Here is a 13,587-nt window from a genome sequence, read left to right on the forward strand (position 1 = left end):
GGCTTGATCTAGAGGGGTTAGAGCAGATCGCCAGTACGGCAATGAGGGCGGCAATGCCAGAAAAGCGGCAATCCGATTCCGCCACGTGACGGCAAAGCGGCAATGCCCGCGTCAGTTTTGACGCCATTTTTACTGCTACCTGAAAACATTTGTGGGAGCCCGATTGCGCGTCAGGCGGCGAAGCCTTTAACAGCTTCGCCGCCTGATGCGCAATCGGGCTCCCACAGGGGGGGGTGATGCGGTGGGTCATTTAGCCTGGTAGATGATCCCCGGACTGCACTGGACCATCTGGTAATGATCCGGCAAGCCATTGAGCGCCTCGCTGGCCCCCAGAAACAGATAGCCGCCCGGCTTGAGGGTGCCATGGATACGCATGAGGATGTCCTTTTTCACCTGCGCGGAAAAGTAGATCAGCACGTTGCGGCAAAAGACGATATCGAACTTGCCCAGGCTGGCATAACTGTCCAGCAGGTTGAACGAGCGAAACTCCACGCGACTGCGAATCGGCGCCTTGATCGCGTAGCGACCACCGCCCTTGGGATCGAAGTAGCGCTGCAGACGATCCGGCGACAAGCCGCGCCCCAGTGCCAGGCTGTCGTACTCACCGCTCTTGCAGTTGGTGAGCATCGTGCCCGACAGATCGGTGGCGACGATCTGCGCGCCCATTTTCAACTGGCCTGGATTGCTGCGCTCGAATTCATCGAAAGTCATCGACAGCGAGTAGGGTTCCTGCCCCGACGAACACGCCGCCGACCAGACCCGCAAGCGTGCCCCCGGCGCAGCCTTGATGGCCTCCGGAATCACCTTGTTCTTCATCACTTCAAAAGGATAGGTATCGCGAAACCACAGGGTTTCGTTGGTGGTCATGGCATCCACCACCAACTCGCGCAGACCGCTGCGTGGCTGCGCAGTGACGCGCTGCACCAGCTCGGTCAGCGTCTTGATGCCCTGCTGTTCCATGAGCTTGTTGAGACGGCTGGAGACCAGATACTGCTTGTTGTCACCCAACAGAATGCCACAGGCTTTCTCCAGGAATACTCGGAACTGATCAAAATCCGCATTAGCCGTCGACACAGGTACCGCCTCTTTAAATCGTTTATTCGGCCGGGGCGAACCCCGGGCCGTTATTCGTGGACATTATTCGTGAAGCTTGATGCGTTCCACGACTCGGGATGCCAGATCGTCAGGCCGGAACTTGGCCAGGAAATCGTCGGCACCGACCTTCTTGACCATAGCCTGATTAAACACACCCGACAGGGAAGTATGCAGGACGATGTGCAGTTTCTGCATGCGCGAATCCGCGCGGACTTCGGCTGTGAGGGTGTAGCCGTCCATTTCCGGCATTTCGATGTCGGAAATCATCATCAGGAACTCTTCTTCAGGCTTCTTGCCCTCGTCCACCAGCTTGCGCAAGTAGTCGAGCGCCTGCCGACCGTCGTTCAGAGCGACCACCTCCACGCCCACCGTCTGCAGGCAACGGGTGACCTGCTTGCGCGCCACCGACGAATCGTCGACCGTCAGCACGCGCAGCGTAGTGGCCTTGACCTGGGTCGCGGCATCCACCACGCCGACGGAAATCGACTCGGACATCGGCGCCACCTCGGCGAGGATCTTCTCCACGTCGATGATTTCGACCAGCTTGTTGTCGACCCGCGTCACGGCCGTCAGGTAATGGTCGCGACCGGTACCCTTGGGTGGCGGATGGATCTCTTCCCAGTTCATGTTGACGATGCGTTCGACCGAGTGCACCAGGAACCCCTGAATCTTCAGGTTGTACTCGGTGATGATCACGAACGGATTGGCCACGCCTTCCAGACTCTTGCCGCCCGTGGCCAAGGCCAGGTCGAGAATCGGGATGGTCGCACCGCGAATATTGGCGACCCCGCGCACCACTGGATTGGACCTCGGCATCAGGGTGAGCTTGGGGCATTGCAGCACCTCGCGCACCTTGAAGACGTTGATCCCGTAAAGCTGGTCACCGTTGAGCCGGAACAACAGCAGCTCGAGACGATTCTGCCCTACCAGTTGGGTGCGCTGGTTCACTGAATCCATTACACCAGCCATTGTTCAGACTCCTTCACGCTCGTTCGACACGAAGTCGGCACGCGCCTTGCTATTAACCTTACATGAATGCCATTACGACATATTCCCGACGCATGATACGCAGCTTGCCAGTGATCCTGGCAGCGACTTGTTCACTCGCACTTTGCAACGTCAATGCCGAAGAATTTACGTCACCTGAAGAGCTTATCGGTGCAACACAGGGTTTTCTTGAGTTCACGGTAGAAGATTATCTGGCCACGGCACAAACCGAAGGTCGTTATGAGGTGACGGTCAACGATATCGATCCACGTCTACGGATGCCCAAGTGCGCCGAACAATTGACGGCAACCATGGCCAGCCCAGGCGCGCCACTGGGTCGGGTCAGTGTGCGGGTACGCTGCGACACCGCTACGCCCTGGACGGTTTTCGTGCCGGCACAGGTGAAATTGTTCAGGGATGTGGTGATGACCACCCGTCCCCTGACGCGCGATACGGTACTGGGCGCTCCGGACCTTGTCATGCGTGAACGCGATGTCGGCCTGCTGACTCAAGGCTATCTGACAGCGCTGGATCAGGCGGTAGGCTACAAGTTGACCCGACAGACGGTAGCCGACCAGGTGTTATCGGCGGTAATGATCGAACAGCCGGAGGTGGTGAACAAAGGTGACCATGTGGTGATCATCGCCAGAACCGGTGCCTTGGCGGTGCGCATGCCCGGCGAGGCGCTGGCCAAGGGTGCCATGAGCCAGCAGATCCCGGTGCGCAACTTGAACTCGCAACGGGTCATCAAGGCCAGGATCACCGGCCCGGGCGAGGTTGAAGTCTCGATGTAGACGCTGGCGGTACGGAGCAGCTTTTCTTACACTGTGTGTACTACACCGTGGAGAACAGACTCCGCAGCGGGCCTTGTGCTTTTTTTTCAGTATTTACCCTAAAGTTATTCGTACAGGGGTCGAAAACAAGGCAAGCGCCCACATACCAACGAGGTTTACCCCATGGCGATCGACCTGAGCCGACTGAACGGCAACTCACCGGTGCAAAGCACGACACGCACCAGTGGCACCAAGGACACCACCGCAGTTGACGCAACGACTGCAGTGAGCAAGACCACTGCGACGAGCGGCGAAGCTGTTCATCTCAGTGACGAGGCTCAAAAATTGCAACAGATCAGCGATAGCCTGCGCGATCAACCAACTGTCAACAGTGCCCGCGTAGCGGAGCTGAAGTCAGCCATTGCCGACGGCAGCTACCAGGTCGACAGCAAGCGCGTAGCCAGCAAACTGCTGAATTTCGAAGCTTAAGGCCAGGCCGACCGACCTCGCCGGGCTTCAGGACGTTATCTCACTCCAGAGCCAGCCATGCACGACACGACCTTGCTGCAATTGATCGAAGACGACATCGCCCCGGCAACCCAGCTACTCGAGCTGTTGCGGGTCGAATCCAACGCCCTGTTCGGGCGGGACATGCAGTTGCTAGAAACCATCCTGGCGAAGAAGCAGTCTTTGGTCGTCCAGCTCGAGCAGCGCGGACGCAAGCGCAGTCAGGTATTGGCCGCCATGGGTTTCGCAGCTGATCGCGAAGGCCTGAAGAACTACGCTGACAGCTCTCCCCAAGGCGCTCATCTGCTGCAACGCAGCGATTTGCTGAGCAGCCTGCTGCTCGACTGCCAGTCGATCAACGACCTCAATGGCCGCTCGATCACGCACCAGCAGAACACCACCGCCACGCAGATTCGTATCCTCATGGGCGGCGAAGCCCCCTCGTTGTACGATGCCCGCGGATCGACCTCCCGGCTGGCCAAGCAACGACCGCTCAGCCAGGCGTAAGCACCCTCTATCAAGAGGCGCAACAAGCTGGCAGAATGCCAGCCACTGGATGTCGATTTTGCCTGGAGATACAAGCACCGTGTTCAACGTCTCAAACGCCGAAGACGCTCCGCAGCCGCCGAAGGTGCTCACCACACCACTGGAAATTGCGTCGAATCTGCGCGCCCTGGAAAAATCCCACGATCCGTTGACCATCACCTTTGCCGATCGTGCCCAGCGCTTCCAGACTTTTCTGGTCGACGTCGATCATAAAAATTCCACCATGGCCCTGGACGAAATGATCCCGCGCGATGGCGAAAAGTACCTGCAGGCGGGCGAACCGTTCCGGGTCGAAGGCTTCCACGACGGGATACGTATCGCCTGGGAATGCCACAGCATGATGACCGTGGTCGACAGCGCAGATAACGGCCGCAGCTACCGCGGCGACATGCCCCGCGAAGTCCTCTATCACCAGCGCCGCAACGCCTTTCGTGCCGCCCTCAAGCTGACTGCCCTGGTGGACGTCGAACTCGCCGGCGACAAGCTCAAGAATTCGCTCAGGGGCAAGCTGCTGGATATCTCCGCGACCGGCTGCAAGCTGCGTTTCGACGGCGACCACAGCGAAGCGCTGCAACTGGGCCAGATCTACGAGCGCTACACCGCGCACCTGCCCACGCCATACACCAGGCTCACCACTGCGGTGGAACTGCGGCACTTGCATTACGAGGAAAGCCTGGGCATCACCTTCGCCGGCGTACGCTTTCACAACATCTCTGCGGCGACCCTGCGCAATGTCGAGAACTTCGTCTTCCAGCTGCAGCGCGAAGCGCGACGGTTCGACAAAGACGATTTCTGAGACGCACCTGTAGCGAGGGGGCTCGCCCCTTCCCCCCGGAAAAACTGCACCAGGCCCCTTGTCAGGGCCTGATACATCTTTCGCGGGCAAGCCCCCCTCGCGACGTCATCACGTCTTGGCTGGTTCATCCTGCATCTGATCCTGCACCACTTGCTCATCGACCCGCGGATCCAATGCCGCCACCAAAGGCGAGCTGGTCATGTTGTCCGGCATGGCCACGTGATGCAGAGGCGCGTCGTCCACCACGTGCAGATTGGTGACCGCCTTGGGTCGGATCAGGACCACCAGCAACAGGGCAAAAAAGCCGAAGAACACGTAAAGCATCTGACTGCCGAAGTAGTTCATCAGCACCCCCGCCAGCAGCGGCCCGATACAGGCGCCGACACCGTAGGTCACCAGCAGCATGGCGGTGAGTGAAACCCGCCGCTCGCCCTCGACATGGTCGTTGGCGAATGCCACCGCCAACGGATACAGGCAGAACTGCAGCAAGGACACGACAAAGCCCGCAACAAACATCACTTCTACCGGCGCCCTCCCCCACACGGCCAATGGCACCGAGGCCAGCACGACCCCCACTGCCATGCAGCGAATCAACAGCGGTCGATCATAGCGATCCGAAAGCCAGCCCAGCGGCCACTGCACAACCAGCCCGGCGAAAATGCAACTCCCCATGAACAGCCCGACCTGCTCGGTACTCATGCCTTGCTGCGTGGCGTACAGCGGTGCCAGACCATAGAACGAACCAATGATCAGGCCCGCCGTCAGCACCGTGGTCAGCGACTGCGGCACCCGCTGCATGAAGAACCGCGGCTCCATGGGCGCCGGATGCAGCGGTGAAGGGTGAATGCCGCGGATCAGCGCCACCGGCACCAGGCACAGGGTGAAGCACAGCGCCACCAGCATCAGCAGTTCGTTGCCCAGCCCCGGGTGGATCACCAGGATCAACTGCCCCAGCGTCAAACCCAGGTAGGAGGCGATCATGTAGCCGCTGAACACCAGCCCACGCTGGCGCGCTTCGGCCTGCTCATTGAGCCAGCTCTCGATGACCATGTACTGGCACATCATGCCGAGGCCGACGATCACCCGCAGAATGATCCAGGCCGGCAGATAATCCACCAGCCCGTGGCCCAACACCGCCGCAGCGACGATACCCGCGCAGGCGGCGTAGGCACGTATATGCCCGACCCGGGCAATCAGCCGGTGACCGATCTTGCCCCCCAGAGCCAAGCCGAAATAGTTGGCCGCCATCAAGGCGCCCACCCATATACCGTCGACATGCTCGGCCGCCAGGCGCAAGCCCAGGTAAGTGCTGAGCAGGCCCGAACCGATCAACATCATCAGGGCGGCGAAATACAGCGCGCGAAAATTTTTCCAGATCTGGCGCATCGGCGTTCCGAGCGGCTCCTTGAGGTGATGGAAACAACAAAAGACCGGATGCTCGCCAACACGAACACCGGTCAAACCGCTAAAGCCGCGACATCCCCTCCTGCTAAGCGTGGGCCGCCAGTACACGGCGCTCCCAGGGGGTAATCTCGTTGAAAAAGCTGATCAGTTCGAGCTGCTTGCTCGCACCAAAGCCTTCGATGAACTCCTTGCCGAACAGTTCCTTGGCAAGCTCGCTGCGTGTCAGACGCTCCAATGCAGCGTGCAAGGTACAAGGCAGCGACAAATTATCCGGCACAGTCATTTCGCCCTGCACCGGCGCACTCGGCTCCAGCCTGCGCTCGATGCCATGCAAGCCGGCCGCCAGACTCGCGGCAATGGCCAGGTAGGGATTGGCATCGGCGCCAGGCAGACGGTTCTCGACCCGCCGCGCCGCCGGCGAACTGGCCGGAATACGCAGGCCCGCCGCGCGGTTGTCCAGCGACCAGCACGCGTTGTTCGGCGAGGCGTAGGGATGAATGAAGCGGTGGTAGGAGTTGACGTTCGGCGCCAGCAACGCGGTGAAGTCAGCCATAGCCGCCTGTTGGCCGCCGATGAAGTGACGAAACATCGCCGTCGGCTCCCCGGCCGTATCACTGAACACGTTGCGACCGCTGTCCAGGGCGATCAGGCTCTGGTGAATATGCATCGAACTGCCCGCGGTATGCGCCAACGGCTTGGCCATGCACACCACCATCAAGCCGTGCTTGAGGCCGACCTCCTTGAGCAGGTGCTTGAACAGCAGCGTCTGATCGGCCAGCAGCAACGGGTCGCCGTGCAGCAGATTGATCTCGAACTGGCTGACACCCATCTCGTGCATAAAGGTATCGCGTGGCAGGCCCAAGGCCGCCATGCAGCGATAGACCTCACTGAAAAACGGCCTCAGGCCATTGTTGGAGCTGACACTGAAGGCGCTGGCACCGTCTTCGCGACGCCCGTCCAGACCCTTGGGCGGCAAGAAGGGCTGCTGGGGATCGCGATGCCGATCGAACACGTAGAACTCGAGCTCGGTGGCCACCACCGGCGCCAATCCCTGGGCTGCATAGCGGGCGATCACGGCCTTGAGCTGGCCGCGTGTGGACAAGCACGAGGGCTGACCATCGAGCTCTTCGGCATCGCAGATCGCCAGCGCACGCGGCTGATCGCTCCAGGGCAGTCGATAGAGCTGGGTCAGATCAGGCACCAGAGCCAGGTCGCCATCATCCGCGCCGTAGAATTCGGCGGCCGGGTAGCCGCCCATGATGCATTGCAGGAGTACCCCCCGCGCCAATTGCAGGCGGCGCCCTTGCTCAAAGCCCTCGGCGGTCATGACCTTGCCGCGGGGCACGCCATTGAGATCGGGGGTGATACATTCGATTTCATCAATGCCCGTCAGGCGCTCGGCGAGGGAGCGCGGGCAAGCGGTCGTCATGACTCGATCCTTGTGAGAACACGCCGGGATGGCTGCCTCGACAAAATCGCATTGCACTGGACAAAGATCAAGCGGCGCGCCGACATCGCCAGGCTTCGCGATTGGCGCGGGGGACCGACCTCTTCGGCGGCGACGGGGTCCGCAGCACCACCGCTCACACCCAGGACCCAGAGCGATTGTTACACTCCACGCAAGAGCCTGTTACCGAATGCCTGGCGCGAATACGTCAAAATATGTCTAAGCTGAAAACCGGGCAGTCATATAGATGACTTATCTTGCACGCGCCTTATTATTTCACGAAACAAACCCAACGCGCGCGCTACCAAAAGTCGCACCTGCCCCCAAGCAGCACTTCGCCTTGCGTAGACAAGGTACAACCGTGATCACCACGCAACAGGCCTCACTGCGCGCATCCATTGCGGATCGCTCGCTGACGTCTGCTGCAGGAGCCCTGCATGACCGACAAGCCCAACAAGGGAGTGACCCGCAGGCAACTGCTGTTTACCTCCGCCACCACCGTCGCCGTGGGCGCCGCGGCCAGCGCCAAGGCCGCGACCCTGGTGGGCGTACCGCAATGGATCCCCTTCGACCACAACGGCCCTCAGCACTACGACACTCCAGGCTGGCAATTCTTCAGCGCTGAACAGGGCCGAGAAGTCGAAGCCATCGTCGAACGCCTGATCCCGGCCGACGACCTCAGCGTCAGCGGCAAGGACGCCGGTTGCGCGGTGTTCATCGACCGCCAGCTGGCCGGCGAATACGGCACTTTTGCCCGCTTGTACCGCGAAGGTCCGTTCGAAAAAGGCACGCCGACCCAAGGCGACCAGTCGCCGCTCAACCCGCGCGAGCGCTACAACCTGGGCCTCGCCGCGCTGGGTAAATATTGCCAGGCGCAGTTCCAGAAACCCTTCAGCGGCCTGTCCGCCGAACAGCGCGATCAGGTCCTGGCCGCATTGGAGAACGGCACGGCGCAATTCGATGGCGTCGACAGCAAGCTGTTTTTCCAGCAAGTGCTCGGCAACACCATGGAAGGCTTTTTCGCCGACCCGATCTACGGCGGCAACCGTGAAATGGTGTCCTGGAAGATGATCGGCTTTCCCGGTGCCCGCTACGACTACCGCGACTACATCGGCCAGCACAACCAGAAACTCGATCTGGTGCCGCTCTCCATCATCGGCAGCTCCGCCTGGAACAAGAAGGGTTAATCCGCATGGCCAAGAAACTACCTTCCACTGACATCGTGGTTGTCGGGCTCGGCTGGGCCGGATCCATCATCGCCAACGAACTGGCCGACACCGGCCTGAACGTCATCGGCTTCGAACGCGGCCCCTGGCGCGATACCGCCAGCGACTTCAACCTTGCCTCGGCGGCCGACGAACTGCGCTACAACCGCCGCCAGGAGTTGATGCTGCGCACCAAGCAGAACACCTGCACGATGCGCAACAGCGCCAGCGAAACCGCCTTGCCGATGCGCACCTGGGGCTCGTTCCACCCCGGCAACGGTACCGGCGGTGCCGGCAACCACTGGGCCGGCATCGCCTTTCGCTTCCAGCCCCACGAATTTCGCCTGCACAGCCACCTCACCGAGCGTTACGGCAAGGAGCTGCCAACTGAATTGACCCTGCAGGACTGGGGCACCGACTGGGAAGAAATGGAGCCCTACTACGCCGCGTTCGACCGCTTGGCAGGCGTGTCCGGCAAGGCCGGCAATATCAAGGGCCAGATCATCGAGGGCGGCAACACCTTCGAAGGCGCCCGCTCGGCCGAATACCCTAATCCGCCCACCCTGCAGACCTACGCCCCGACCCTGTTCGCCGAGGCGGCCCGCAACATGGGCTACAAGCCGTTCCCGGTGCCCTCGGCGCTGGTCTCGCAGCCTTACACCAACTCCCTTGGCGTGAAGATGGGGCCATGCACCTATTGCGGCTTCTGCACCAACTACGGCTGCGCCAACTACTCCAAGGCCAGCGCCATTACCACGGTGTTGCCCGCACTGATCCGCAAGCCCAACTTCACCGCGGTGACCAACGCCGAAGTGCTCAAGGTGACGATGGACAGCACGGGCACCAAGGCCACCGGGATCATCTATGTGGATGCCAATGGCGATGAATTCGAGCAGCCGGCGGACCTGGTGGTGATCTCGGCGTTCATCTTCGAAAACGTGCGGCTGATGTTGCTGTCCGGGGTCGGCAAGCCCTACGATCCGGTCAGCAACACCGGCACCACCGGGCGCAACTACGCGTACCAGACCGCCAACAGCGTGCAGATGTTCTTCGATGACAAGAACTTCAACCCCTTCATCGGTGGTGGCGCCATCGGTATGGGCATCGACGAGTTCAACAACGACAACTTCGACCACTCCGGCCTCGGCTTCATGGGTGGCGGCAGTACCCGCGTGACACCGATCGGCGCCGCGCCCATCGACTCGCGACCGGTTCCGCCAGGCACCCCGGCCTGGGGCGCGAAATGGAAGCAGGCCACGGTCAAGAACTACCTCAGCACCATGTCCATCGGTTGCGAGGCCAGCAGTTACTCGGTGCGCACCAACTACCTGTCGCTGGACCCGAACTACGTCGACCCCCATGGCCGTCCGCTGCTGCGCATCACCTTCGACTTCCCGGAAAACGATCGCAAGATGGCCAAATACTGCATCGGCAAGGTCGCGGAAATCGCCAAGAGCATGAATCCGCGCGAAATGGTCGTGAAAAGCCAGCAAGGCCATTGGGACAGCGCGCCGTATCAGTCCTCGCACATCGTCGGCGGTTTCATCATGGGCGCCGATCCGGCCACCAGCTCGGTGAACAAGCACCTGCAGGTGTGGGGGGTGCCGAATCTGTTCGTGGTGGGCTCATCGGCCTTCCCGCAGAACCCCGGCTACAACCCGACCGGCACCGTGTGCGCCCTGGCGTTCAAGGCTGCGGATGCCATCCGCAGCCGCTACCTCAAACGTCCTGGGGAGATGATCAGCGTATGAAAACCTCCCTTTCGTTGTGCGCCGGCCTGCTGGGCCTGGCGGTCGGTTACGCCCATGCTGGCACCGGCGGCGACTCTTACAACCTGGTGGAAAAGGGCCGCTACCTGGCGACCCTGGGTGACTGCACCGCGTGCCATACCTTGCCGAACAAGCCGTTGTTTTCTGGCGGGGTGATACTCGATACGCCGTTCGGCAAGCTGCTGGGCGCCAACATCACGCCGGACCCGGTCCACGGTATCGGCCGCTGGACGTTCGAGGACTTCCAGAAGGTCATGTCCGAGGGCCATAGCCCAGGCAACAAGCGCCTCTACGGGGCCATGCCGTTTACCGCGTACACCAAGGTGTCGCGCGAAGACAACATGGCGATCTGGGCCTACCTGCAAACCGTGCAGCCGTCGGACAATCCGGTGGAAACCAACCAGCTGCCCTTCCCTTTCAACATCCGCACCAGCCTGATCGGCTGGAACCTGCTGAACTTCACCCAAGGCGAGTTCAAGGCCAATCCGCAAAAATCCGTGCAATGGAACCGCGGTGCATATCTGGTCGAAGGGCTGGGGCACTGCGGCACCTGCCATACGCCCAAGAGCATTATCGGCGGTGACGACAACGATCACTTCCTGGGCGGCAACAATCTGCAGGGCTGGGTAGCGCCGGACATCACCGCCAATCCCCACTCTGGCATCGGTGGCTGGAGCGCCGAGGACATCGTCCAGTACCTGAAGACCGGCGCCAACCGCTTCGATATCGCTTCAGGCCCCATGGCTGAAGAGGTCGAGCATTCTTCGCAGCACTGGAAGGACGAAGACCTGATGGCGGTGGCGGTCTACCTCAAGGATGACCCCAAGACCGCCGAGGCGCCGAAGGCGTTGGCCGCCAACGATCCGACCATGGTCGCCGGCAAGGCGATCTATGCCGATCGCTGCTCGGCGTGTCACGTCGGCAAGGGTGAAGGTGTCGAGGGCCTGTTCCCGAAACTGGCAGGCGCGCCGCTGGTCAATGGCAGCGATCCGGCGTCGATGATCCGCGTGGTGCTGTCCGGCAGTCGCGCTGGCTCCACCGACGCCGCACCGACGGCGCCGGCAATGCCGGCGTTCGGCTGGAACTTGTCGGATGATAACGTCGCGGCGGTGTTGACCTATGTACGCAACAGCTGGGGCAATGCTGCGCCAGCGGTGTCGAGCGGGGATGTGAAGGACCTGCGCGAGGCGTTGCGGACTAAATAGTCGGTCGGCTTGCCGGCCCCTTCGCGGGCAAGCCTTGCTCCCACACGAGTGAGCCTCACATTTGTGGCAGCAAGGCTCCCACACGACTGAGCCGTACATTTGTGACAGCAAGGCTCCCACACGAGTGAGCTGTACATTGTGGGAGCAAGGCTTGCCCGCGAAGAGGCCCGCAAGATCGCCAACCACTACGGCCGGGCAGCCAGATTATCCGCAGCCCGGTCCTTGCGCTCGTTCCGCACCCCCACCCAAAACCCCGTCAAGCCCAACACCGCCGCAATACTGAGTACCGTCGCGGCCGCTAATGCCGGGTCATGGCCCAGGCCCACCGCGCTGGTCGACAGCACCCCCACCAGCATCTGCGCAAAGCCATAGAACCCCGCCGCCGACCCCACCAAATGGGCGTCCACACTCAAGGCCTTGGTCATCGCCGCCGGGCTCGCCAGCCCCGCCCCAAGCGTCAACAGACAGATCGGGATCATCACCGTGAGCACACTCACCGCCCCGAGCAACACCACCGCCAGCAAGGTCAGCGCGCTGCCCAGGCCGATCAGGTTACCCACCAGCAGCAACCTCTCCAGGCGCACGACGCGAATCAGCCGCCGTGTCAGGGCATTGCCGACGAACATCCCGACGATCAACATCCCCAGGTACAAGCCCACCTCCTGCAATGGCCGATGCAACTCATCGACGAAGATGAACGGCGCCGCCGCGATAAAACCGTACATCGACGTCGTGGTGCAGCCACCGCCCAGTGCGTAGCCGACAAACGAGGGCAAACGCAACAGCCGCGAATAATCGCGCAGCAATGCCCTGAGGCTGACCTCACCAGACGGCCGACTGGTCTCTGGCAAGTGCCGCCAGCTGAAGAGCAAGGTCACCAGCCCCATGCCGCCCAGCACCACGAAGATCGAACGCCAGCCGAAATGCACCGACAGCAGCGAGCCCACCAGCGGCGCCAGGCCAGGCCCGGCCATGACCATCAGATTGAGCAATGCCAGGTCGCGGACCGAGTCATCGATGGTCGAAGTATCGCGTACCATGGCGCGCCCGAGCGCCAGCCCCGCGCAGCCGCCCAAGGCCTGCAGCAGACGGGCCGCGATCAGGGTATGAACATCACCGGCCAGCGATGCGAGAAGACTGCCTGCGGTATACAGCCCCAGCCCGAACAGCAACATGGGTCGGCGCCCCAGGCCATCGGACAGCGGGCCGTACACCAGCTGGCCGGCTGCCAGGCCGAGGATATAGACGCTGATGGTCATCTGCATCGCCGCCGGGCTGACATCGAAAGCCCGCGCCGCAGCCGGCAGCGCTGGAACGAACATGTGCATGGCGAGTGTGCCGCTGATGGTAATCATGACCAGCAGCCAGAGGGGAGGTTTGACGATGGGTGATGCAACGGGGATTGCCGCAGGGCGAACGTCGGACATGAACGGACTCGCTTGAGTGCCTGTCCGAGCGGGCCAGCAGGCATATTATTTAGATAGCGAGACAATTATAAGCAATGCAACGAATTAACATAGCCCCGCCTGATACAAACTTCATTATGATTCAAAATGTGTCGACATATTTTTGACAAGCGCTTCACTGCAAACGTACCGCCGTGGTCCTAAATTGCGCCCAACATGAACGGTGGCTGAACAACTTCAAAACTCAGCACAAGGTTTATTTCCCCCCGTGGCAGAGCGAGCTACCATCGCGTCAACAGCCGGACTGTCGTCTATCGAATTATCCGGCAACCGGTCTGGAATCGGACCTGGCCTAGATTTACAGACTCATACCGCTACGCTTTACCTGGGCATGGAGCCTGCTGCGAATGGGCGATAGTTGCCTGCAAAACCTAGCCTGAAGGAATG

The 13,587-nt window shown here is 61.2% G+C and carries 12 protein-coding genes; 7 read left to right on the forward strand and 5 right to left on the reverse strand.

From position 1 onward, the window contains the following. Positions 1-246 precede the first annotated feature (246 nt). Both cheR and REH34_RS06180 read right to left on the reverse strand, forming a co-directional pair. The gene (cheR, locus tag REH34_RS06175) at positions 247-1,074 is read right to left on the reverse strand and encodes a protein-glutamate O-methyltransferase CheR (protein ID WP_311971106.1); all 828 of its coding nucleotides are present in this window, start codon (positions 1,072-1,074) and stop codon (positions 247-249) included. Between the two features lie 63 nt (positions 1,075-1,137). After that, positions 1,138-2,064, reverse strand: a complete 927-nt coding sequence (locus REH34_RS06180) for a chemotaxis protein CheV (RefSeq protein ID WP_226505781.1) — start codon at positions 2,062-2,064, stop codon at positions 1,138-1,140. Positions 2,065-2,126: 62 nt separating this feature from the next. On the opposite strand from REH34_RS06180, the gene flgA reads away from it, so the two are divergent. The 4 genes from flgA (at position 2,127) to REH34_RS06200 (ending at position 4,704) form a co-directional block, all read left to right on the forward strand. Further along, entirely contained in the window at positions 2,127-2,876 is a 750-nt protein-coding gene (gene flgA, locus REH34_RS06185) for a flagellar basal body P-ring formation chaperone FlgA (protein ID WP_226505782.1), read from the forward strand. Positions 2,877-3,038: 162 nt separating this feature from the next. Next, positions 3,039-3,344 (forward strand): flagellar biosynthesis anti-sigma factor FlgM, encoded by a 306-nt coding sequence (flgM, locus tag REH34_RS06190; protein ID WP_311971107.1) that lies wholly within the window; start codon positions 3,039-3,041, stop codon positions 3,342-3,344. Positions 3,345-3,401: 57 nt separating this feature from the next. After that, positions 3,402-3,869 (forward strand): flagella synthesis protein FlgN, encoded by a 468-nt coding sequence (locus REH34_RS06195; protein ID WP_226505784.1) that lies wholly within the window; start codon positions 3,402-3,404, stop codon positions 3,867-3,869. Positions 3,870-3,918: 49 nt separating this feature from the next. Then, positions 3,919-4,704, forward strand: coding sequence for a flagellar regulator YcgR PilZN domain-containing protein (locus REH34_RS06200; RefSeq protein ID WP_311971108.1), 786 nt, complete (start codon positions 3,919-3,921; stop codon positions 4,702-4,704). Between the two features lie 108 nt (positions 4,705-4,812). Here the strand turns inward: REH34_RS06200 and REH34_RS06205 are convergent, their stop codons facing one another. After that, complete coding sequence (locus REH34_RS06205) at positions 4,813-6,090, reverse strand: MFS transporter (protein ID WP_409373253.1); 1,278 nt, start codon at positions 6,088-6,090, stop codon at positions 4,813-4,815. A 103-nt stretch (positions 6,091-6,193) separates the two neighbouring features. After that, complete coding sequence (locus tag REH34_RS06210; protein ID WP_311972053.1) at positions 6,194-7,435, reverse strand: glutamine synthetase family protein; 1,242 nt, start codon at positions 7,433-7,435, stop codon at positions 6,194-6,196. A gap of 557 nt (positions 7,436-7,992) precedes the next feature. Between REH34_RS06210 and REH34_RS06215 the strand changes: the two genes are divergently transcribed. Genes REH34_RS06215 through REH34_RS06225 form a run of 3 tightly spaced genes read left to right on the forward strand, consistent with a single transcriptional unit; the run spans position 7,993 to position 11,734 of the window. Continuing rightward, a complete protein-coding gene (locus tag REH34_RS06215) occupies positions 7,993-8,742 on the forward strand; it encodes a gluconate 2-dehydrogenase subunit 3 family protein (protein ID WP_226505787.1) in 750 nt (249 codons plus the stop codon). Positions 8,743-8,747: 5 nt separating this feature from the next. Then, complete coding sequence (locus REH34_RS06220) at positions 8,748-10,511, forward strand: GMC family oxidoreductase (protein WP_311971109.1); 1,764 nt, start codon at positions 8,748-8,750, stop codon at positions 10,509-10,511. Further along, a complete protein-coding gene (locus REH34_RS06225) occupies positions 10,508-11,734 on the forward strand; it encodes a cytochrome c (protein WP_311971110.1) in 1,227 nt (408 codons plus the stop codon). Before REH34_RS06220 ends, REH34_RS06225 begins: the two co-directional genes overlap by 4 nt. Before the next feature lie 185 nt (positions 11,735-11,919). On the opposite strand, the gene REH34_RS06230 is transcribed toward REH34_RS06225, so the two are convergent. Then, positions 11,920-13,161 carry a multidrug effflux MFS transporter gene (locus REH34_RS06230; RefSeq protein ID WP_311971111.1) on the reverse strand — a complete coding sequence of 414 codons (1,242 nt, stop codon included), beginning with the start codon at positions 13,159-13,161 and terminating at the stop codon, positions 11,920-11,922. Between the last annotated feature and the right edge of the window lie 426 nt (positions 13,162-13,587).

This window comes from Pseudomonas baltica (assembly GCF_031880315.1).
Taxonomy (GTDB): domain Bacteria; phylum Pseudomonadota; class Gammaproteobacteria; order Pseudomonadales; family Pseudomonadaceae; genus Aquipseudomonas.

Coding starts and splice junctions, on each gene's coding strand:
- REH34_RS06215 (WP_226505787.1), top strand. CDS start 7,993: ATGACCGACAAGCCCAACAAGGGAGTGACCCGCAGGCAACTGCTGTTT.
- REH34_RS06210 (WP_311972053.1), bottom strand. CDS start 7,435: ATGACCGCCGAGGGCTTTGAGCAAGGGCGCCGCCTGCAATTGGCGCGG.
- REH34_RS06220 (WP_311971109.1), top strand. CDS start 8,748: ATGGCCAAGAAACTACCTTCCACTGACATCGTGGTTGTCGGGCTCGGC.
- flgM (WP_311971107.1), top strand. CDS start 3,039: ATGGCGATCGACCTGAGCCGACTGAACGGCAACTCACCGGTGCAAAGC.
- REH34_RS06195 (WP_226505784.1), top strand. CDS start 3,402: ATGCACGACACGACCTTGCTGCAATTGATCGAAGACGACATCGCCCCG.
- REH34_RS06230 (WP_311971111.1), bottom strand. CDS start 13,161: ATGTCCGACGTTCGCCCTGCGGCAATCCCCGTTGCATCACCCATCGTC.
- REH34_RS06205 (WP_409373253.1), bottom strand. CDS start 6,090: ATGCGCCAGATCTGGAAAAATTTTCGCGCGCTGTATTTCGCCGCCCTG.
- REH34_RS06225 (WP_311971110.1), top strand. CDS start 10,508: ATGAAAACCTCCCTTTCGTTGTGCGCCGGCCTGCTGGGCCTGGCGGTC.
- REH34_RS06180 (WP_226505781.1), bottom strand. CDS start 2,064: ATGGCTGGTGTAATGGATTCAGTGAACCAGCGCACCCAACTGGTAGGG.
- REH34_RS06200 (WP_311971108.1), top strand. CDS start 3,919: ATGTCGATTTTGCCTGGAGATACAAGCACCGTGTTCAACGTCTCAAAC.
- flgA (WP_226505782.1), top strand. CDS start 2,127: ATGAATGCCATTACGACATATTCCCGACGCATGATACGCAGCTTGCCA.